The following is a 21,186-nucleotide window of genomic DNA, read 5'->3' on the forward strand; positions in this document are numbered from 1 at the left end:
CGTCATAGCGAGTCCAGATGCTCCAGTGACGAAAAAACGACGACTAATTTTCATTGCTGACATCCTTACCTTCGTTAGGTGTAACCAACCATTTTGGATTCAAGGCAAAGTAAGTGGCCCATTGTGGTACGCCGAAGATGAAAATGTGGTGAATTTTGGACGTGTGAAGTGTCAATTCGGTTCTTAGCCAATTTGGTCGCGCGCGAAACGAATTGGGTTCGATTTCTTTCCGGGATATCAGAAAGGATCAGATGTTTTCTCTGGCTATGGAAACTTGCCACCTATCGAACCCGGAACTGTAACTGCGAACAGAACTCCGCCAGCCGTCCCAACAGCGTTGTTTTGGAACCTTATGAATGAGCAAAGCAAAGCCGATGTAGTAGACGCGGCTTGCTGCAAAATCTCTCGTAAAGGCAAGGCTTGTGGGGATAGTTGCATCAGCCGAAACTACATTTGCCGGAAGGGAGCAGGCTGTGCCTGCAATAGTTAAAAGTGTCTTCTCGCCAATACCAACGGCGGCTCCATCGGAAACGACCGGATATCAAACCACCTGAAGCACGTCCCGTCCGGGCTCCGCATGAAGTGGAACTCCCTGCATGGTGCAACGAACGGCAGCAATGCCCGCGCTGCTAACTTTCAGGAACGTTTCGGCGAACGGCGGCTTGCCGGATCGTTGATAAGATCCCCGTGATCCGAATGCCTTGTGTGGCTATGGCTGGACTGACTCTCTTCGCGTTAGTCCGCCTCCGTGAAGGCTGCTGTGATTGGAGATCGGGTCGAACTACCGGACCACATCGGATTTAGGTTGCGTAGTTGTGGGCCGCGGCGCGAGGGGCTGTATTTGCTCCACAAACGGCGGCGCGTGGTCGAGAACCCTGAGCGTAACGCGCGCCAGTTCGTGGTGGTCTCGTCGGCCTTCGCCCCAAACCGAGCCTTGCCGATTAAGGTCATCCCGTTGAGCAGCACCGAGAAGCTTTGTTCTGGTACGTCGGGATAGTGTTTCTTCCACTCGGAAAACGCAGTCGTCACAGCCGTCAGATCACGGCGTGAGATGGCTTTGCTAAACTTATGCGCGGCGTACCATTCTGTTTGGAAAGCGCGAGCTTTCAAGACCGCCAGCAACGATGTTACTCGCGCTGGAAACGCCCAGATCGCTATTGCAGTGAGCGCGCCCAGACTCAGCACAAGCCAAAACACTTTGGACAAGTGCCATGTTTTTGACTCGTCTCCACTGCCAGAAACTGCGCTGTGAATGGACACATCAATAGCGGGAACTGTCGCGGTTACCAGCTGCCCAGTCTCGATGTTGAACCAATCGAGCGACAATCCCGGCAATGCGGCGGTCCCTTCGTTTTGGGCAACATAAGCAGTTGTTTCGGTGCGCGTCCCTAGCATCTGACCGCGGTCCACTTTCTCGTCGATTTGGGGGTCCTTTGGATAGGCACGCAGGCTTTCTCCGTCAGATGTAGGAGTTAGGCGAGGGATCATAATTGGAGAGGTGCCGGTGATATTTGCTGTAATAGTCCTCGTCATGGCTCCGCCGACATCTAGGCTGGAATCTCCGTCAATCTGTTGTTGAAGTTCGAACCGCCTGGCGATGATCAGCGGATCCAGCCCAAATGCCCCTTCTGGGATGGTGGCGACGAAGGTCAGTTCAGGAAGAGATGCAGCGAATGTCACAGGCTCACTTGTGTTTGGGTTGACATAGGTTATCGTTACGTCGCCCGTCGGTAAAGTATAGCTGCCGCCCGTGAGCGGGTAGAGGCGATAGCTGCGGCGCACCCCCGACCAGGTTTCACCATCGATATTTTCGCTGATTGGCCCCGAGGAACGCTCGGGCTGGCGGACCAGAAGTGACGGAAGTTCGACAGCCGGAAAGACCGGCGGTTCCGGCATCCATGTCGGCACAAGTATCGAAATGCCCAGCATCAGCGGCTGACCGACGATTGTGCTGTCGCTTTCCAAATCGGCCGTAACGCGCGGGTCTTGTGCGGTGGCGATGCTGGCACCAATGCACAGGAACGATATCGCGATCAGAGTGCGGATCATGTGCCCTTCTCGCTATTGTCGTAGAGGAACCGACTGCGCAGGAAATCCCCCATCTCGGTGTCGATGCTGTCGATCCATTGGTCGGGAGACGGCGCCGTTGCCTCGTCCATAGGTGCATCGACTTGTGAGGTCACACCGCGTTGAGCTTCGTTGTCGAATGTCATGTCGTCTGCCCCGATGCCACTTTCTTCGCCAGTGTCGGATTGCTCGCGAGTCGTTTCGACCTGTTCGACAATGGCCCAGGCGATCTCGGCGTTTTTGGCCGCGGCGGGAAAGTCAGGCTGGCGATTTAGCGCGGTTTCAAATGCCCGCGCACCGGCGCGGTATTCACGGTTGCCGATCCGTGCAAGACCTTCGGAGAAGGCTGCCTCGGCACTGCTCAACCCGGCAAATACTTCTGCGGCCTCTTCGTACCGGCCGGCGCGCAACAATGTGTGAGCTTTCCACATCGGGGCAGAAAACAAGTCGGCGGCTCGTACGAACTCTTTGTTTCGAAAGGCAATCTGTCCTTGTTGATCAGGCGTCAGAAACCAGTCTTCCCATCCTTCAGCATGTGCACTGCCCGGCATCTGAAGCGTGGTGACAACAACGAGGGCGGCGCCCCAACGCATGGTCCAGCCCCGGCGGAACCACAGCAGCGCAATGAATGCCGCAGGCCACAAGAGCAACCAGCCGCGATCATCCCAATCAAGACGCTCATCGTTAAGCTGCGCGGCTTGTTGCACCGAGGTTAGTTGCCGTTCGATCTGCGTGATGTCACGGTTATCGGCGGTTAATTCAACAGCCGAAACGCCTGTGAGCCCCTTAATCTGGGCAGGGATTTTCCCGGAAGGCACAGCGACCAACATCGCCACCGGTGGTTGTTCGGGGTCGTCCTTCGTGAGCGCGGCAACCGTCGCCGGATCTAGATCATCCAGCACAAAGAGGATCGCGCCGGGCGTTTCTGCGACCTTCAGAATTTCGCGCGCCAATTCCAGTGCGGCAGCGGCATCATCCCCTTCAACCGGCATCACCTTGGGGTTCAACCCTTGCAATAGCGGGCGCAGTATATTTGGGTCTTCGGTTAGTGGTGCGACCCGATGCGCGGTGCCTGCATAGGCCACAAGCGCTGTGCGCCCGCCAGCCCGCGTGGCGATCAAGTCAAGGATTTTGAACCTTGCGCGATCCAGCCGAGAGGGCGCCAGATCGGTGTTCTCCATCGAAGGTGTCACCTTGAGCGCCACCACGAGTGGAGCGGTTTCCGCGATCAGCGGGTTGGGGATACGGCTCCATGAAGGACCAGCTGCCGAGAGTGCCAGCAGACTGAGACAGAGCATGACGCTGTCAACTGGTTGAATACGCCGCTGGGTGTTTGAACCGACCTGCAGCGCCGCCGCCAGATGCGGGGCGAAATGCCGGGCGTCATGTCTTTCCTTCCTGGGACGACGCCTTGCAATGTACCAAAGCAGCCCAATACAGGGCAAAAGCATCAACCAGACAGGGCGAAGGAAGTGGAAGGCATCAAGAAAATTGGTCAGGCCCGCCTCCAAGTCCGTGAAGCGAGCAGAGCAACAAGCGTTGCTATGCCAAGCAAGGCGGCGAGCAGACTGGCAACCCAAACGAGCGAAAAGGTCGGGCGATAACTGGCTTCTTCGACGATCCGCGGGGCCATGGCGTCGATCTGCCCATAGACTTGCGACAAAGCGGAGCTGTCATTGGCATAAAAGAATGCGCCACCGGTGCGGTCAGCGATATCCTCCAATGCTGTCAGATCTACCCGATCTTCGCCTGTCCCCTCAGGGTCGCCGACGCCGATGGTCTGAATGACAACGCCCTTGTCAGCGGCGATCTCGGCGGCGTTGACCGGAGAAACCCGGCTGTTGGTGTCTGCACCATCGCTTAGCAAGATGATCAGGCGGTTCTCGACATCGTTGCTGTCAAACATACGGATCGCCAGGCCGATGGCATCTCCGATAGCTGTGTTCGGCCCGGCCATACCCACTTGCGCCTGATCAAGGAATTCCTCCAAGCTTTGCAGATCTTCTGTGAAAGGGGCCTGCACAAAGGCCCGCGTACCAAAGACGATCAGGGCCATTCGATCACCGTCGCGCTCGGTGATAAAGGTCCCGAGTACATCGCGGACAGCGTCCAAACGCTGCACCCTTTGCCCACTTTCACCAATGAAATCCCGCTGGCCCATGGAGCCTGAGATGTCAACGGCAAGCACAACGTCGCGGGCGGATTTTTCGATTTCTATAGGATCGCCTAGCCGTTGAGGGTTTGCCAGACCGATCACGATCATTGTCCAGACCAATAGTGCAGTGATGATCTGAATTCTGCTCCGGTGCAGCACTGTCGCACCCGCCTGCGGTGTGGCACGCGCTGCCTCTGTCAGCTGTCGGAAAAAGGGGGTTCGGATTGCCGTGACCTCCTCGCGGTGCGGCGGTAGGAACTGCCACACCAGCCAGGGCAACGGCAGAAGGAGCAAGAGCCAGGGATACACCAAGGTGATCACTTCAGACCTCTTGCTTTGGCTGTTTGTGCGTCACGATCCAGTCGTGCGCCAAGCGGGTTAGCTCTGGAGATGCCGGGGCCGGGCGATAGGGGGCCTGCGGGACAATGCGTCCAGGGCCATTCGAGAACCGGTCATCTCCCATAGTCTGATCGAGAAAGTGCAGCCAATCCTTGCCGGTCAGTCCTGCAACCTCGCCGCGTGGAAATCCGCTCAATGCAGTGCGGCGGAGGATATCGGCGATACAAGCCGGATCATCCTCTGCTTTGGCCAGCGCGCCCAAGGCTGCACGGCGATAGGCGTTGGCTTGGCGGTGTTGTATGGCTCTTCTGATCAGCCATCCGACCAGCAGCGCAAGTGCCAGCCCAAGCCAGACCCACCCAACAGTTTGCGGCATCATCGAGATTGGCGCAGGTTCCGGCGCGGGCTCCAAGAGGTCGATCAGCTCGACAAGGTTGAGGCCTTGCAGATCCGGGTTCATGACACCCCCAACAGATGTGAGATTTGATCCAGCGCAGGGAACTGCGTCGACAGCGGCAGGAAGGGTTGTTGGTATTTCTGTGCCCAGCCGCGGATATGCGCCAGTCGATCCTGAGCAAAGGTTTCTATCTGTTTGTGAGTCTCGGCAGAAGAGGTGTCGATCTCGGCCTGCAGGGCGCCATCCGATATGGCAAGGTGTGCATTTGCCGGAATGCGCCCGGCCATCGGGTCGGCAATGTTGAACAGCAGCAGGTCGTTATGCCGGGCGAGCCTGCGGATCAGTGGCTCGGACGCGGCATCAACACCGTCGAAATCGGAGAAGATCAGTACCAGATAGTTTGTCTTGGCAATCCGGGCGGCGGAGCGCAGCATCTGGTTGAACAGGTCAGGCCGGGTGGCCTGACCCCGGGCTGACAACCGACCGTTGGCGTCGGCGATCGACGCCAGCATCCGGTGCACGGCCACGGCCGAGCGCACGGGCCGGTGTTCTGAGATGGCGTCGTCCGAGAACACCAACCCGCCGACGCGATCGCCCTGCGCCAATAGCAAATGCGCAGCGATGGCGGCGGCCTCGGCGGCAATGACTGATTTCATGTAAACTTGGCTACCAAAAAACATCGACATGCGTTGGTCTACCAGCAGCAGCGTAGGGCGGTCGCGTTCTTCGGTGTAGACCCGGACATGAGGCGTTCCAGTGCGCGCCGTTACTCTCCAATCCAGCGTGCGGATGTCATCGCCAGGCAGATAGGCGCGCAGTTCTTCGAAATTCAGCCCCCGACCGCGCAGTTTCGAAGCATGGCGGCCGTTCAGAACCGAATTCGCCGGTTGTCGAGGCAAGAAGGTCAGTCGCGACGCACGCCGTCTGAGTACGACCAACTGGTGCAGGTTGACATAGACACGGTGATCATGCCCGGGTTCTGCAATCGCTATCTTCTTCATCATTGGCATAGCATCCTTGGCCAAGGGCCTGCCGTCATGGCAGGGCAACCAGTTTGATGATCTCGTCGGTAACCTCATCTTGCGAAAGGCCAGCGCCCTGCGCCTCGTAGCTCAACGTTATGCGGTGGCGGAACACGTCATGGGCAATCGCCCGAGCGTCGAGCGGATCGACATAGTCGCGCCCGGCTAACCATGCATGAGCCCGGCTGCATTTGTCCAACGCGATTGAGGCGCGCGGGCTGGCACCGACCTCGATCCAGCTCGCCAATTCGTCGCTGAGGGCTGCGGGGGTTCGTGTGGCATAGACCAGATCGGCAAAGTAACGTTCCATTGCTTCCGCGACGTGAATGCCAGAAATCTCTGTGCGGGCATCAAAGACGGCCTGTTGCAAAATAGGGGCGGGCTTGGTTGCGTCGGATTTCTTTGGCTGACTGGCGAACCGTTCCTCATCCCTGACCAGGCGGATTACTTTGACCTCATCCTCGACCGGGGGATAGAGGATGTTCACATGCATCAGGAACCGGTCCATCTGTGCCTCAGGCAGGGGATAGGTGCCTTCCTGTTCAATGGGGTTCTGTGTGGCCATGACGATAAACAGGGGTTCCATCTTATGCGTCGTGCCTGACACAGTGACCTGGCGTTCCTCCATAGCCTCCAGCAGCGCAGCTTGCACTTTGGCCGGCGCGCGGTTGATCTCATCTGCCAGCACGATATTGGCAAAGATCGGTCCCGGCTCAAACCGGAATTCAGTGATACCGCCACCCTGAACGTAAACCTCTGTTCCAGTGACATCCGAAGGCAGCAGATCGGGCGTGAACTGGATACGGCTGAACTGCGCGTCTAGATTTTTTGCCATTGCCTTGACGGCTCGTGTCTTGGCAAGCCCCGGCAGCCCTTCGATCAGCAGGTTGCCATTCGCCAGCAAGCCGATCAGCAAGCGTTCGACCACCTCGGTCTGACCAATAATGGACTGACCCATACGGGTCTTGAGCTCGATGATCTGATCATATGCGGACATAGGATTACTCCGTCATTGCCCAAATTGTTTTTACACCTAGAGTGAGCAAGCGTGCATCTCTGTTCAATCCTCGCGGGAAAATGGCGCAGCATACTCCTGCGGTTACAATGTTGATTTCAATCAGCTTTGAAACGCATCCAAGTCGAGACCGGAGTCGCGCTTTGCTTGAGGCTCAGACTAAGTTGCGCTGACCCATAAATCAATTTTTAACACAACGACTCAAATTTCCGTGTAGGCTGAGCTCATTCTCAATTACTCCAAAAAAGGTTTGAAAACATGCTTGCTGCCTTTGAGCCTCGGCGCATTATACGCCCGCTAATGAAGCTAACTTGCGCGGTCTTTCTGGCCGTTCCCGCAATCGCACAGGAGCAAAAGCCTAATATTCTTGTGATCTGGGGTGACGATGTCGGGCAATCCAACATCTCGGCCTACACGATGGGTCTGATGGGATATCGCACGCCCAATATCGATCGAATCGCTGATGATGGCATGATCTTTACCGACTATTATGGCGAGCAATCCTGCACGGCTGGACGGTCTTCGTACATCATGGGGCAGTCGGTGTTTCGGACCGGTTTGTCCAAGGTAGGCCTGCCGGGCGCTGATCTAGGGATGCAAGACGAAGACCCGACAATCGCGGGGCTGCTCAAGGCCGAAGGCTATGTTACCGGTCAGTTCGGCAAGAACCATCTGGGCGACAAGGATGAGCATCTGCCGTCCAACCATGGTTTCGATGAGTTTTTTGGCAATCTCTACCATCTGAACGCCGAGGAAGAGCCAGAGAACGAAGACTATCCCAGCAATCAGGTTCTGGCCGATGGCCGCACCTTCCGCGAGGCCTATGGCCCACGTGGAGTGATCAAGTCCAAGGCCGATGGCACGATCGAAGATACTGGCCCGCTAACCAAAAAACGTATGGAAACAGTGGATGACGAAACCGTCGCCGCTGCCATCGACTTTATCAAACGCTCGCACGAGCAGGGCCAACCCTTCTATGTCTGGTGGAATGGCACACGGATGCACTTCCGCACCCATGTGGCTGATGACCGGCGCAACCCGGGCAACGACGAATATACCGACGGGATGTTGGAACATGACATGCATGTCGGCCAATTGCTGGACCTGCTGGACGAGTTGGGCATCGCCGACAACACCATCGTGCACTATTCGACTGACAATGGCCCGCATATGAACACCTGGCCGGATGCCGCAATGACTCCGTTCTGGGGTGAAAAGAACACCAACTGGGAAGGTGGCTGGCGGGTGCCCTCGATGGTGCGCTGGCCCGGCCTGATCGAGCCTGGCTCGGTCTCGAACGAGATCATGCACCATATGGACTGGTTGCCGACCTATCTGGCCGCTGCGGGCCGTGACAACATCAAGGAGGAGTTGATTCAGGGCGGCGTTCAGGCCATCGGACGTGAATACAAGGTGCATCTGGATGGTTATAACTTCCTGCCCTATTTCAAGGGCGAAGTGGAAGCGGGACCGCGTAATGAGATTTTCTATTTCTCGGATGACGGCGACCTGACGGCGCTGCGGTATGACGACTGGAAGCTGATTTTCCTTGAGCAGAAGGCTTGGGGCACCCTGCGCGCCTGGATGGAACCTTGGACGGAGCTGCGCATCCCGTTGATCATCAACCTGCGCCGCGACCCTTATGAGCGCGCCTACCGGACCTCGAACACATATTATGACTGGTTGCTTAACAGGGCCTATTTCCTGGTGCCAGCGCAGCAGTATGTGGGCAATTTCCTAGCAACATTTCAGGAATTCCCGCCGCGCCAGAAAGCTGCCAGCTTCAATCTGGAACAGGTGATGGAAAAGATGATCGCGCCCGTGGGCGACTGATCCTGATTGCGGAATCGATCCGGGCCGCCCGATTTGCGGCGGTCCGTCTTCTCTGACTCTGGGAAGGTGCTAGTTTATGCTCAGATGCTTATTAATCCTTTCGCTATCGCTCATCTCTTCCTTGGCATTCGCAGACCCTTTGCCGTCCTGGAATGAAACACACAGCAAGGCGCGGATCATCTCGTTTGTTGAAAGCGTCACTGATCCCTTGTCCCGTGACTATGTTACCCCGTCCGACCGCATCGCCGTCTTTGACAATGACGGCACGCTCTGGAGTGAGCAGCCGGTGTATTTCCAGCTGATCTATGCGATTGAAGCGTTTCAGAAGATGGCGCAGGGTGACCCCGGAATGGTTACGTCTGATGCGCTCAAGGCTGCTGCTGCAGGCGACTATAAGGCTCTGGCTGAGGCCGGGGAAGAGGCCGTGATCGAAGTTCTGGGGGCGACCCATAGTGGTCTGAGCGTAGACGATTTTCAGGCAAGTGTGAACGACTGGGTTGCCACCGCAACTCACCCCGTCACGGGTCTGCGGTATGACCAGATGACCTACCAGCCGATGGTGGAGTTGCTGCGTTATTTGCGTGACGAAGGGTTCAAGACATATATCGTCTCTGGCGGTGGGATTCATTTCATGCGCGTCTTTGCAGAGGCGGCCTATGGCATCCCCACCGAACAAGTCATTGGCACCTATACCGAAACCAGCTATGAGGTGATCGACAGCGTTCCTACCATCATCAAACAGCCCGCAATTGGTTTTGTCGACGATAAGGAAGGTAAGCCGATCAATATTGACCGGATCATCGGAAAACGGCCAATCATTGCTGGTGGAAACTCTGACGGCGATTATGCGATGATTGAATGGACCACGGCGGGAGAAGGCCCCCGGTTTGGTTTGATTGTCCATCACACGGATGGTGAGCGCGAGGTGGCCTATGCCTGTGACAGCCATATCGGTCGGCTGTGCGACGGGCTTGAAAACGGTCCGAATCTGGGCTGGCTCATTGTTGATATGGCCAAGGACTGGTCGCGCATCTACACTGGCGCGCAATAGCCCGGGGAAGGACCTCAATATAGTCTTTCGTTTATCAGTGCCCCTGATCAGATGTGCAGCCATCGCCGGAGTATCTTGTCTGTTTCCACCGGTCGCGTCATTGGCGCAAGAACCTGCATATGTCGGCTCATCGGCTTGCACCGAGTGCCATGTCGATGCCGCCTCTGCGTGGAGCGGCTCACACCACGCGCTTGCCTGGACAGAGCCGTCGCCGGACACAGTGATTGCTGATTTCGATGGAACATCCTTTCGCCACGATGGCATGAGTGTCCAGTTCAGCATCGATGGGGATCAATACCGAGCAGCCGTTACAGAAAAAGATGGGGTTACTACCGAGTACCCGGTGCATTCTGTTGTGGGCATCGCCCCCCTTCAGCAATACCTGTTCGAAACCGAACCAAGTCGGCTGCAGAGCTTTGACGTGGTCTGGGATGCGGAAAAGGAGCGCTGGTATCACCTCTATCCAGATCAGGATCTGCCCCCGGATGACGGATTGCATTGGACCGGCCCTTACAAAAACTGGAACGCCCGATGCGCGGAATGTCATGCCACCGGGTTTGAGAAGAACTATGACCCGAACACGCGTACTTACGTATCAACCCAAGCCGAAATCGGTGTTGGTTGCGAAGCCTGCCATGGTCCTGGCGCAGCCCATCTGAACTGGGCCGAAGGGCGCGAGTTTGTAAACGACAGCGGGCAGTTGAACGTGTTCGGACTGACTATGGAATTCAACGAGGGCGCCGAAGCGACGATCCAGCAATGCGCCACGTGCCATTCTCGTCGTGAGGCGTTCGGAGATGGCAATCCGCTGCCGGGAACGCCGTATCACGACAATTACAACCTCGCACTGCTGCGGCCTGGTCTTTATTATTCGGACGGCCAAATACTGGACGAGGTCTATGTCTACGGCTCTTTTTTGCAATCAAAAATGTATGCCAGCGGAGTAAGTTGTACCAATTGCCATGAGGCGCACTCTGCAACGCTCATCGCCGAGTCGAACGATGTGTGTACCCAGTGTCACTCGCCAGAAGTGCGGGAAGAGTTTCCTGGCTTAACACTCACGCTCTATGACGATCCGGCCCACCATTTTCATCCTATGGACTCGGAAGGCGCAGAGTGCAAAAGCTGCCATATGCCAGAGCAGATTTACATGGGCGTTGACGGGCGCCGAGATCACGGGTTTCGCATCCCACGGCCCGATCTCGCGTCTGAGACAGGGGCTCCGGATACCTGCACCGATTGCCATACGGATCGAACGCCCGAATGGGCCGCGCAGACCTTAGAGGCTTGGTATCCGCAAAGCGTAAAACGTGGTGCACATTTCGGGCAGGTATTGGAGACGGCGCGCGCCGATCCGGGCACGGCTAGTGATGATCTTGCCCAGTTGGTGCGCGACACTGCCCAGCCTGCAATCATACGTGCAACGGCTTTGTGGTTGTTGCAGCAGAATGCGGGACAGGAGGTGAGAGACTTAGCGGTTACGCAGTTGGATGATTCCGATCCGTTGGTGCGCGCCAGTGCAGTGGGTTTGCTGACCGATGCAGATCAAGACGAGATTTCCAAGATGCTGCCTTTGTTGGAGGATCCGTTCCGGACCGTCAGGACCGCAGCTGCGCGGGCAATGTTGTCTGCAAGGGGATCGCAATTGTACCGTCACGAACAAGGGCGTTTGCAACATGCATTGTCAGAATGGAGAAACTCGTTGATCAACCGCGCAGACTATCCAGAAACTCATCTGGTTCTTGGCGGGATAGCACTTAAAATGCGCAACATATCTGCCGCTCAAAAAGCTTTTGAAGAAGTGACGATCCTCGACCCGCAAAATGTTGACGCCTGGGTGATGCGGGTGCGTTTGGCGACCGCAACAGGCGGGTCGAATGCAGGAAGGCTGGTACTGGACCGTGCGCTTTCGGTTAATCCTGATGATCCTTCGCTTTCCGCGATCGCTTCGGATCTGCAATGACAGCCAAGGGGTGTATGAGTTCTCAGACTCGACACCGAAGGCAATGTTCGGATCACTTGAGACCTTAACTCGCGCATACTGAACTCTTGCTGGTTGTGAAGAAAACAACGCCACATATCATGTCCTATTTTCGGCTCGAACGTGGAGGCGCATGTTGTTTTGGCCTTCCAACGTGGAAGTTTGCGGCAACGACTGTCTACTCCATTGTTCTAGCGTCACCCAATCAACCAATAGCGCTGCACAAGCCAGTAACATGCTGCTTCGGCGAAGCAAGCACGATCATAACGGGGTCTGACGTAAGGACGGTCAGTCCGGCGGTGATTTGCTAAACTAAGAAGGGAACGCACCGCTGTAAGCAATCCATTGAAAGGAAAAAACCTGTCGCAAAGGAACGATAAGGTGTCATTTGTCATATCATTGTGTTAGTGGACCATAAGAGTGCAGATTTTCGAAGTCTTGCGAATGCACACATCATAACCATTTGAATATCATAGTAAAAGATGATCTTACGGAGCAATTGGAGCATAAGTTTGCAGATCTTACCTATAAACATGCAGAATGCGACGCGAGAAACTAAAAAAGCCCGCTGAGCGCGGGCGTTGGATCTTCGATGAGTTTCTGCGAACAGTCAGCTTTTTGACTTATTCCACAGATCCAAGATTTTGTTAGCGAGAAACAGTTCTTCGTAGTCGTCCACCGTGAAGGGCGAAAATCCAGGTGCGAGTTCAAGCCGCGTGGTGAAAGCTCCGCAGAACAATTCTGGGGACAGAGTCTTTGCTCCAACAGAGCCTGCATTGATCAGTACCGCGATCATGAGTTCAACTACCAGCCCCCAACTGAACCCGCATGCGAGTCCGAGGCGACGGTAAAAATCGACAGAGCTTAAATTGGCAAAGTCATACCCGGCTCTCTCAGCATAAGCATGGCATAGACTGTTCAGCTCATTCAGGTCGCCGACTTGGTGCACATCGATTTCTCGAAACGTGACAGGTCGGAGAAGATGCGCCAACTGTTCTTCTTCCTGAATGCGTTCGGCGAGTTCTCCAATGCCAGATAACAACAGCATGAACGGCCAATCTGGCTGTTTCAGCATGGATTTGAAACTGTCCAAGATCATAGCCCGAGCTTCAGGACCCTTCTTACTGAAGATGTGTTGGCATTCGTCGTAGTGGATCCCGACTACACCTTGGGCTTTGGCCTGAAACAGAACCTTGTCCCAATAGTCTCGCTGGCTCAACCGCCTTCGGCGTTCCATTTTGTAACTGAGGCCTGTGCGTAGAGTATGAATTCCCAAATCTCTCCAGGTAACATGACCATCAAGTGTTACGGACGTAAAATTGACTGGCCTGCCATCGGGCATCAATGTTGAACCATCATTGAGCTCAGCAAGCAGCTTGCGTGCCTCCGTTGATTTTCCGATCCGTGTGGGTCCGGTTAGCAATATGCCGCGTGCTTCAAATGGCTCTTCCAAAGATGCTTTGGCGTAATAGTCAGTCACCATCCACTCAAAAGCCTCGCGTAGGTGCTGTGATCGTGGAAACTTGTAATGAGCCAGCAGGAGATTTTTCTGCAAATCAACTTGCTGATGTTTTACGAAGCTCATGTCAGTTTTCCATTGGTGTCTGGTTTGTCCAACTCGGGTTCGGCTGACGAACTGGTTTTCGCAGCGGGTTTGAATCCATCTCCAGCTTGCGGATTACATGAATCGCTTGCGTACCAACTTGGTTCGCCATCATGCCTAATGTTGCAAAGCGCTCCAAAAAATCGACCACATCATGGGTCTGCAGAAGCGACATAGTTTTACGCGTTCGATGGTGCTTGACCCGATCGCTACTGAGAGTCCCCTCACGTAACAGAACGCTCATTGTTGACGAGTTAATACGAAGGAATCTTTGCACTTGTGTTGACGTAAAACCTGCAATCGGCTCGCCCTCAAGAAGATCAAGGATTTCTTCATAGTCAGCAAAGAAATCCCATAATTTGGGATGCTTCTCGCTATGTGTCAGGGATCTAATTTTTCCGGATATCGCGAGTTCGAGGACCCCTTCGAAATTCACCTTTGCTCGATTGCTCGCGACGTTCAGTGTGCAGAAGCCTGGAGGAATCGTTGGTCGGGGTCGCGCATGTTGCCGGAATTTTCCGAGAAACTCAGCTATGTCATTGGGGTGGTAAACGGGCGCCATCGTGTCAAACTTGGACCGGGGCTGGATTAATTTCGCATTCGTCAGACGAAAAATCACAGATGTCCCAATGCCAAGTGCTTTCGCGAGCGCCCGCCCAGATACGCATTGCGCAAACTCCTCAAAGATCGGGTCATAGCGATCAGTTTCAAAGGTTACCTGAGCGTTAGGTTTTGCGTGAGGTGCTACGACGACCCGAGCCAGACGGTTTGCGCGTGTAAGTTTGAGACCGTGCATATGGGCAGCCGATGCTAGGCTGTGAATTTTGCGCCTTGGACAAACCCGTGCAAGCAGGATTTCGCCCTTTCCATATGGATAGGTGTTGAAGGCAAAATCTGTGATTTCACCTACTACAGATGCATATCTGTCGTGTTGATAGTCGACCCGAGTAATCCATCGGGCGAAATGTCCAAAATCCGTGTAAAAGCCCGGCTTTAAGCAAGTAGATTTTTGCCTGATTTGTAGCAGTGCTGACTGCAGTGCCTTGCGACCTCGGGATAGGACATTGAAACCAGCCTCAGCTGCATTCGAAAGCTCTTCCACTGAAAGCCCATCGTGTCTGGCCGTTTGCCCGTAGACCAAAACGATCCCAAGTTTCTGAGCGACATCGATGACAACGCCGAGTTCGATTTGGTCGATCCACCTCCTGCCCAATTGGCCAGAAAGCCTATCTTGAATATATGCTTCAAAGTCGTTGCTAGCACCCGTCGTCACTTGAGACTGCGCGTTTTTTTCTATCTCTGACCAGTGATCTTGAAGTCGGAACTGAAAATCAAAATCGCATCGGGGCCTCACCGCATCAGGCAGCGCAACAATTGGCGCTTTGTGTTTTGGACAGGATCGGAAACTGGAGGCCAACCACTCCACTCGACCAATTGGGTGTCCGGATTCTCCGTCTTCGATAAGGCATCTCGGACAAACGCGGGTCACTAATTTGTTGAGAGACTTGAAAGAAATTAATTGGTTGGCGATCAGGAACTGACGTGTCTCGGTTAGCACCGGCGACGCATGGCGAAGCAGGGCAATCGGCACACCGGAAAGGGCAGAAATGTTTGCGAGATCAGCGTCTTTACCACCACAAATGCCTTTCCAATGCAGCCGGAAATCGTTGCATAGCTCGAGTGACGATGGTGCCCCGTTTTCAAGAGCAAGTATTGAAACATATGACATGATCGTCTCCCTTTCACCCAGTTTTGGTGTGATAGGGAGCCTTTGCTTGCCAGTGTTTTTTTGCTGTTCAATACAACGCTCCGAGACGTTGCTGCCGTGCTCGCCGACGGGCGTGAAGTTCTGTGAAAAGGATGTTGCCTGGGCCATCTGATATTCCATTGATGATGTCGCGAAGCACCCACAATCATTCGGTGGTTGAAGCGTGCGGTGGTATACACAGCTCCTTTGCAACAGCGGCTCTCAGCACTGGTTGCGTGAGGACGAGTGAACCCAACCGAAGGCAATTATTGCTGCGGGCAAGTCTTGACTTTTTCGCTGAAACACGGGATGACAGTTTTGACAAAGCGGCATCCAATGCTGTGAAAAAAGACCCTGCGAAAGTGCCAGCTTTCGTGGGGTTTTATTTTACTAGATCTACGTCATGACTGTTCCTCCTTGCTCGAATTGAATAGTCTTGGCGCTGCCAACGGGAAACGCTAGCTCGCGGCTCACTCCCAGACGCTTACTGATTTCCTCTTCGATAAAGCGGCTCCTGCGAACGCCCAACAACACATTCTGAACAGAACTTTGATGCCGCCCAATCTCCTCGCTGAATTTGCCAACTGACGAATTGGTTAGAGCTAAAAGCGCTCGAAAGTTGGCGACATAGGGATTTGGGTTCGACATTTCTCCAAAGCCTGTAAAAAATATTTGCTTACAGATTCGGCTTATCAGCCGCGATTCTATTGGGTCAAGAAGTGGGTTATGGTTCGATTTCACCCGACTTCTGAACTGAGAGAGAGCGGCACGTTGTTGGTTGTCGATATTCTGCATTGCTTGGGCAAAAAAGCTCTACACCCCTTCAATTCCAAAATGTAAAAAGTAGAAACTAACCTTAACTTTCAGCTTCTTAAGTGGTTTTCGCGCCGTAGTTTTAAAAATGATGAGAGATCAGTTGTTTAACATTGAACTGAAAGCTAATGGCCCTTTGGCCACCGGCATTTCGGTATTTTCTCCACCAAGATCGGGTCACACTAGTTATCCCACCGACCGCGGCCTTCATTGGGGATGAAATTCGCGGCCTAGACACAGAAGAACCTTCGCCAGACGGATAAGCGGTTTTTTGCCAGGTGCATTCGGGGTACGCTGAAAAATAGCCGCCGGGTTACATTTCAACGCTGTCGATAGCACTGGAACTGCATAACCATTTACTAAAATGATCTCGCAATCCCCTTTTAGAGCTTCATGTCATTTGAACTAGAGAACCTCTTTGGGTTGGGTGGGAATTTGCCTGATACTATTGGAGGATATCGTTTTTTCGTGACTGCAGAACACACCAGCGGGAGTGATTTTTGAGATACAGGCGTGTTGCAGTTTGGTCACATGATGATCGAGCTGGGCTCAAACCTTTTGATTAAGACGTCAACCCCAACTAATTGAAGGTCTCCAATTGGTCCGTTGGACCCAAATCGTAACCCCAAACAGGAAAGGGACATACATGCATATTCGTCATTTCGCCCTTTCGGGGCCGATCAACACCTAAGCTGAAATCAGATCAGGTTTGATCCAGTTCGTCGGCTCGTCGCTGGCGCATCTACATACGTTTATTGGGTACTATCACATGGGCAATTCTGTCTTGGATGGTCGCGCGTCAGCTGTGTCCAGCTACGGCGTCATCACGAAATTCTATACATCTGCGGCCTGGATCGAAGGGCGGGCTGAAGCGCAACTCGAAGAAATCGCCGGCTGGACCGGCGTGCAAAAGATCGCGGCGTTTCCTGATCTGCATCCGGGCAAATATGGGCCGGTTGGCTGTGCGGTTCTGGCGGACCGGATTTTTCCGCAGTTGATCGGCAACGACATCGGATGTGGCATGTCTCTGTTCCAGCTTGACCTGCCTGTGCGAAAGCTGAAGCTAGAGAAAGCGCTGCGCCGGATGCGTGATCTTGGCGAACCTGCATCTGAAGATCAGCGCTGGCGACTGGAGGATGCTGGCCTGCCGACCGATCTGTTTGCCACATCGCTCGGTACGGTTGGTGGTGGCAATCATTTCTGCGAGGTGCAGACCTTGGCCGGGGCAGATGACGGCACCCGCCTCGATGCATCGCACCTGCATCTGCTGGTACATTCCGGCTCGCGCGGATTTGGCAATGCGGTTCTTGGCTCCGTACCGGATGGTGCTTTCGCGGGCCTTGATCCCGAGAATGACATCGCATTGGCTTACCGGCATGATCATGACCGGGCCGTTCGTTGGGCTAGTCTGAACCGCCAGACCATTGCAGAACGGGCAGCAGAGGCGCTGCGGGCGGACCTGGCATCGATTTCGGACGCCCCGCATAACTTGCTTGCGCGACATGGTGATGGCTGGCTGCACCGCAAAGGTGCGGCAGTCGCCGAGCAAGAATTTGTTCCGCTTGCCGGGTCGCGGGCAAGTGCAAGCTACTTGATGGCTCCGACCGGTCATGACGACGCACTAGGCAGCCTAGCTCATGGAGCGGGGCGACGCTACGACCGATCCTCGATGCATGGTCGAGTACGGGCCAAGAAATCCGACATTGAGGCCATGCAGCGCACATCCCTTGGCGGACGTATTCTGTGCGAAGATCGCGACCTTCTGATTGAAGAGGCGCCCTTGGCGTACAAATCCGCCAAGTCTGTTGCCGAAGATCTGGAACGCACAGGTGCTGCACATTGCATTGCGGAGTTCCATCCGCTCCTGACCTTCAAGAAAACGCGTGACGGGAGGCGGTCATGACTGCATCCCGACATATCTCTCTCTTGGTCACCAGTGGCAGCGGTCCTGCCGAATGCCAGCAAGCCGTAGCAAGCGTACTGGATGTTATGCGTACCGAGGCCGAGCTCCTCGCCGTGGACTTCGACACCAATGGAGTGCGTACAAAGCATGGCTATAAATCCGCTGTAGTTCTGATCAGCGGCGCCGATGCAGAGGTCTTCGCCAAAAACTGGTGCGGTACGATCCAGTGGCGGGCGCAAAGCAATCTGCGTCCGACGCATAAACGGGCCAACTGGTTCATTGGGGTGTTCGATCTGCCTGCACCGGTGCAAACACCTGAACGCGTTCATGCGCTCGATGTTTCGTTCGGAACCTTCCGCGCCGGCGGACCTGGCGGGCAGCACCAGAACACGACCGATAGCGCGGTGCGGGCAACGCACAGGCCAACGGGGCTTTCGGCGGTGGCGCGCGAAGAGCGTTCGCAGCATCGCAACAAATCACTGGCATTGGAACGCCTGCAGCATCTGATGGCCGCCCAAGCCGCAGCGGATGAAGCCGCACGAAAGGCGAGCTGCAACGAGCTGCACCACGCGCTTGAACGCGGCAATCCGGTCCGGTGCTTCAAGGGCCGCGATTTTCGCGAAGTGAAGGGGGGCTAAGATGGGCGCATTCGATCAATTCCTGACCAGCGCCCTGACCAGCGATTTTTTCACGGGCGGCTTGGCGCTCGGGGCATTCGGCGTCGCGGCAGCCTTTCTGCGCGTCGCGTTCATGGCCATGTACCGCGCGGTTGTTCGGCGTGTCTGGGCCAGCCTGACGCTCGACAATCGGAGCGCAGCCTATCGTCATTTCTGTATCTGGATGGAGCAGAACGACATTCTTTCGCGCTCCCGGCATGTGCGTATGACGGATGGCAAATGGGCCCGAGGCACCAAGGGCTATGCGCCTGCTCCGGGTCGACACTGGTTTTTCTGGCGTGGAAAGCTCTGCCGACTGGAACGCGATATCAATGAAAAGTCAAAGGTCGGAACCGCTCACAATCAGCGGCCCATGGAGGTGCTGAATGTCACCGTCCTGTTCGGGAAGGTCGAGACGATACTGGGGTGGATCGCTGAGGGACGTACGCTTTCCCAAACCAGGGACCGCATCGGCCCTGGCCTTCATATTCTGAAGGGGGATTGGTGGGATCATGTCGGCGATGTCCCGCGCCGTTCCATCAACACGGTGCTGGTGGATGACGACCGTATAGAGAAGGTGCTGGAGGACATGTGTTGGTTCTATGAAGCCAGCGACTGGTACGCGGAACGTGGTGTTCCCTGGCGGCGGGGGTATCTGTTTTACGGCCCTCCGGGCACAGGCAAGTCGAGCCTCATTCGCGCGCTGGCGTCAGACCTGTCATTGGATATCGCGTCGCTGGATATCGGGCGCGTCACGCTGACGGATGATGACCTCCGCGAAGCGATGATGTGTGCCCCCAAGGGGTCTCTGATCGCAATCGAGGATGTGGACGCCGTGTTTACGCAGCGCGAAGGTGGCGAGAAACGCTCGGGCGTCAGCTTCTCAGGCTTGCTCAATGCCATTGATGGGGTGGCTGCTCAGGAGGGGCGTGCGTTGGTCATGACGACCAATCACAAGGAAAAGCTGGACCCGGCCTTGATCCGTCCGGGCCGTGCCGATGTGCATACCGAGCTTGGATTGGTGGGTGCAGCAACAGCCCGCCGTCTGTTTGAGCGCTTTTTCCCCGGTGAACGCGACTTGGCAGAGACATTCGAACAGCGGTTAAGAGATCAAAAACACAGCCCTGCCCAGATTCAGGGTTGGCTTTTGGCCAACAGCGCCGACCCAAAGGCGGCTGCGCATGCGTCGGGGCTAGAAGGTCGCATACAAGACATAGCCGCCGAATGAGTAAGCATGGGCGTCCGGATAAAGGGGGGCGGGAAGCTGACATTCGCCGCACCCGCCCAATCAACGCTGAGAACGAACAAAAGCAGCCCTTCGATCAGTTTATTTAAGTTGACCGCTTGATTTATGATCTCGCCGAATTCGGTCTGATGGGTTTCCAGTGCCGATCTGCCAATGGTTGCTATGGATTCAACGCGGCTATCCAAATCTATCATCTGATGATTTATGAATGTTCCAAATTCATAATTCGGTTTGCCACGTACAGCTTGTTCGAGCTGCGCGACCATCGTTGTAGGGTCAAATTCGTAAGTATCCTTGTCGGAATGAGGGTCGCAAAGATAATGGTCACAGAATTCCGTTGGGAGCTTCAACATTCTCTCGTTGGGCCTAACATGTTGGTTAAATCGGCATGCTGTCTTGGCCCCCTGTCGCACAGCTTGAACTGACCTATTCCCCTGAAGTGTCCTAGAACCGAAGTTAACCTGTTCTCCAAATGAGGAGACGAATGCCACGTCGATCCCCATTCAGGCACCATCGCTTTCCGTGTGACATCCGGGAAAGAACTGACTAGCCCAGCATATCCGGGCTAGTCTCGTTGTCTTCTAAGGGTTCTGCGAAGTTGCGCGCAGGGCGGTCAGCAGGCCAGTCAGATTGTCTGCTATACCAGTCTGGCCGATCTTTTCGCTGGCCCCAGCGGTTGCTGTTGTGTCCAGGCTGTAAATCTGCATGACACCCTGGTTCGCGGCAGCCTGACTCAGCGTGTTCTGCTGCTGCGCCGCAGAGACCGAGTTTTCAAACAAGATGCCGGTTGAATGTGCCATCGCCTGATATACTGTGCCTAGCGCCATGGCCGGGGCTTCACCAAGAACTTTCACATTTGACTGCGTTACTGCATCCGTGATCTGGTTATTCACGTAAGTTGGATATGTCATTGAGATCTCCTTGCAAATTCTGATTTTCCACTAATGGTCGGATGGAAAAAGAAGTTCAGGGTGTCCGACCGCGCCACGAACCTGCACCGGTTATCAGGGGTTGCTAAAGGCGTTCAGGACAGTCATCAGGCCGCTCAGATTGTCGGCGGTGCCGACCTGTCCAATCTTTTCGCTGGCTCCGGCGGTTGCTGTTGTGTCCAGGCTGTAAATCTGCATGACACCCTGATTGGCTGCGGCTTGCGTCAACGTGTTTTGCTGTTGTTGCGCGGCCACCGCGTTCTCAAAGAGGATGCCGGTTGAATGTGCCATGGACTGATAGACACTGCCGAGCGACATTGCTGGAGCGTCCGCAACAACCTGAACATTTGTCTGTGTCACAGCATCTGTGATCTGGGCGTTTACCGTTGTCATTGAAATCTCCTTTTTGGTTTAGGGTCATATGGTTAG

The 21,186-nt window shown here is 55.0% G+C and carries 17 protein-coding genes; 6 read left to right on the top strand and 11 right to left on the bottom strand.

Going from position 1 to position 21,186, the window contains the following annotated elements:
• Positions 1 to 735: 735 nt before the first annotated feature.
• The 6 genes from Q1B13_RS25155 to Q1B13_RS25180 are packed head-to-tail and all read right to left on the bottom strand — an operon-like array spanning position 736 to position 6,977.
• The gene (locus Q1B13_RS25155) at positions 736 to 2,049 is read right to left on the bottom strand and encodes a hypothetical protein (protein WP_299085459.1); all 1,314 of its coding nucleotides are present in this window, start codon (positions 2,047 to 2,049) and stop codon (positions 736 to 738) included.
• The gene (locus Q1B13_RS25160; protein ID WP_299800732.1) at positions 2,046 to 3,518 is read right to left on the bottom strand and encodes a VWA domain-containing protein; all 1,473 of its coding nucleotides are present in this window, start codon (positions 3,516 to 3,518) and stop codon (positions 2,046 to 2,048) included. Before Q1B13_RS25160 ends, Q1B13_RS25155 begins: the two co-directional genes overlap by 4 nt.
• A gap of 44 nt (positions 3,519 to 3,562) precedes the next feature.
• Positions 3,563 to 4,543 (bottom strand): VWA domain-containing protein, encoded by a 981-nt coding sequence (locus tag Q1B13_RS25165; protein WP_299085463.1) that lies wholly within the window; start codon positions 4,541 to 4,543, stop codon positions 3,563 to 3,565.
• 1 nt (position 4,544) lies between these two features.
• Positions 4,545 to 5,021, bottom strand: coding sequence for a DUF4381 domain-containing protein (locus tag Q1B13_RS25170; RefSeq protein WP_298937933.1), 477 nt, complete (start codon positions 5,019 to 5,021; stop codon positions 4,545 to 4,547).
• Positions 5,018 to 5,962 carry a DUF58 domain-containing protein gene (locus Q1B13_RS25175; protein ID WP_299085465.1) on the bottom strand — a complete coding sequence of 315 codons (945 nt, stop codon included), beginning with the start codon at positions 5,960 to 5,962 and terminating at the stop codon, positions 5,018 to 5,020. The genes Q1B13_RS25170 and Q1B13_RS25175 overlap by 4 nt, the downstream gene beginning before the upstream one ends.
• Before the next feature lie 31 nt (positions 5,963 to 5,993).
• Positions 5,994 to 6,977, bottom strand: coding sequence for a MoxR family ATPase (locus tag Q1B13_RS25180; protein ID WP_299085467.1), 984 nt, complete (start codon positions 6,975 to 6,977; stop codon positions 5,994 to 5,996).
• A gap of 318 nt (positions 6,978 to 7,295) precedes the next feature.
• Here Q1B13_RS25180 and Q1B13_RS25185 point away from each other — a divergent pair, with 318 nt between their 5' ends.
• The 3 genes from Q1B13_RS25185 (at position 7,296) to Q1B13_RS25195 (ending at position 11,842) form a co-directional block, all read left to right on the top strand.
• The gene (locus Q1B13_RS25185) at positions 7,296 to 8,828 is read left to right on the top strand and encodes an arylsulfatase (RefSeq protein WP_299085503.1); all 1,533 of its coding nucleotides are present in this window, start codon (positions 7,296 to 7,298) and stop codon (positions 8,826 to 8,828) included.
• A gap of 76 nt (positions 8,829 to 8,904) precedes the next feature.
• Entirely contained in the window at positions 8,905 to 9,879 is a 975-nt protein-coding gene (locus tag Q1B13_RS25190; protein ID WP_299085469.1) for an HAD family hydrolase, read from the top strand.
• Between the two features lie 100 nt (positions 9,880 to 9,979).
• Positions 9,980 to 11,842 (top strand): multiheme c-type cytochrome, encoded by a 1,863-nt coding sequence (locus Q1B13_RS25195; protein ID WP_299085471.1) that lies wholly within the window; start codon positions 9,980 to 9,982, stop codon positions 11,840 to 11,842.
• Positions 11,843 to 12,470: 628 nt separating this feature from the next.
• Here the strand turns inward: Q1B13_RS25195 and Q1B13_RS25200 are convergent.
• The 3 genes from Q1B13_RS25200 to Q1B13_RS25210 form a co-directional block, all read right to left on the bottom strand.
• Positions 12,471 to 13,445, bottom strand: coding sequence for an AAA family ATPase (locus Q1B13_RS25200; protein ID WP_299085473.1), 975 nt, complete (start codon positions 13,443 to 13,445; stop codon positions 12,471 to 12,473).
• 1 nt (position 13,446) lies between these two features.
• Entirely contained in the window at positions 13,447 to 15,351 is a 1,905-nt protein-coding gene (locus Q1B13_RS25205) for a TniQ family protein (protein ID WP_299800736.1), read from the bottom strand.
• 255 nt (positions 15,352 to 15,606) lie between these two features.
• Positions 15,607 to 16,005 carry a hypothetical protein gene (locus tag Q1B13_RS25210; RefSeq protein ID WP_299800737.1) on the bottom strand — a complete coding sequence of 133 codons (399 nt, stop codon included), beginning with the start codon at positions 16,003 to 16,005 and terminating at the stop codon, positions 15,607 to 15,609.
• Positions 16,006 to 16,792: 787 nt separating this feature from the next.
• On the opposite strand from Q1B13_RS25210, the gene Q1B13_RS25215 reads away from it, so the two are divergent.
• The 3 genes from Q1B13_RS25215 to Q1B13_RS25225 are packed head-to-tail and all read left to right on the top strand — an operon-like array spanning position 16,793 to position 19,810.
• On the top strand, positions 16,793 to 17,926 hold the full coding sequence (locus tag Q1B13_RS25215) for an RNA ligase RtcB family protein (protein ID WP_299800738.1): 1,134 nt from the start codon (positions 16,793 to 16,795) through the stop codon (positions 17,924 to 17,926).
• On the top strand, positions 17,923 to 18,564 hold the full coding sequence (gene prfH, locus Q1B13_RS25220; protein WP_299085478.1) for a peptide chain release factor H: 642 nt from the start codon (positions 17,923 to 17,925) through the stop codon (positions 18,562 to 18,564). Before Q1B13_RS25215 ends, prfH begins: the two co-directional genes overlap by 4 nt.
• A 1-nt stretch (position 18,565) precedes the next feature.
• On the top strand, positions 18,566 to 19,810 hold the full coding sequence (locus Q1B13_RS25225; RefSeq protein ID WP_299085480.1) for an AAA family ATPase: 1,245 nt from the start codon (positions 18,566 to 18,568) through the stop codon (positions 19,808 to 19,810).
• Positions 19,811 to 20,409: 599 nt separating this feature from the next.
• Here the strand turns inward: Q1B13_RS25225 and Q1B13_RS25230 are convergent.
• The gene (locus tag Q1B13_RS25230) at positions 20,410 to 20,739 is read right to left on the bottom strand and encodes a RebB family R body protein (RefSeq protein WP_299085482.1); all 330 of its coding nucleotides are present in this window, start codon (positions 20,737 to 20,739) and stop codon (positions 20,410 to 20,412) included.
• A gap of 93 nt (positions 20,740 to 20,832) precedes the next feature.
• Positions 20,833 to 21,150, bottom strand: a complete 318-nt coding sequence (locus Q1B13_RS25235; protein ID WP_299085484.1) for a RebB family R body protein — start codon at positions 21,148 to 21,150, stop codon at positions 20,833 to 20,835.
• Positions 21,151 to 21,186: the final 36 nt, after the last annotated feature.

It is taken from the genome of uncultured Ruegeria sp. (assembly GCF_947489545.1).
In the GTDB taxonomy this organism is placed as follows: domain Bacteria; phylum Pseudomonadota; class Alphaproteobacteria; order Rhodobacterales; family Rhodobacteraceae; genus Ruegeria.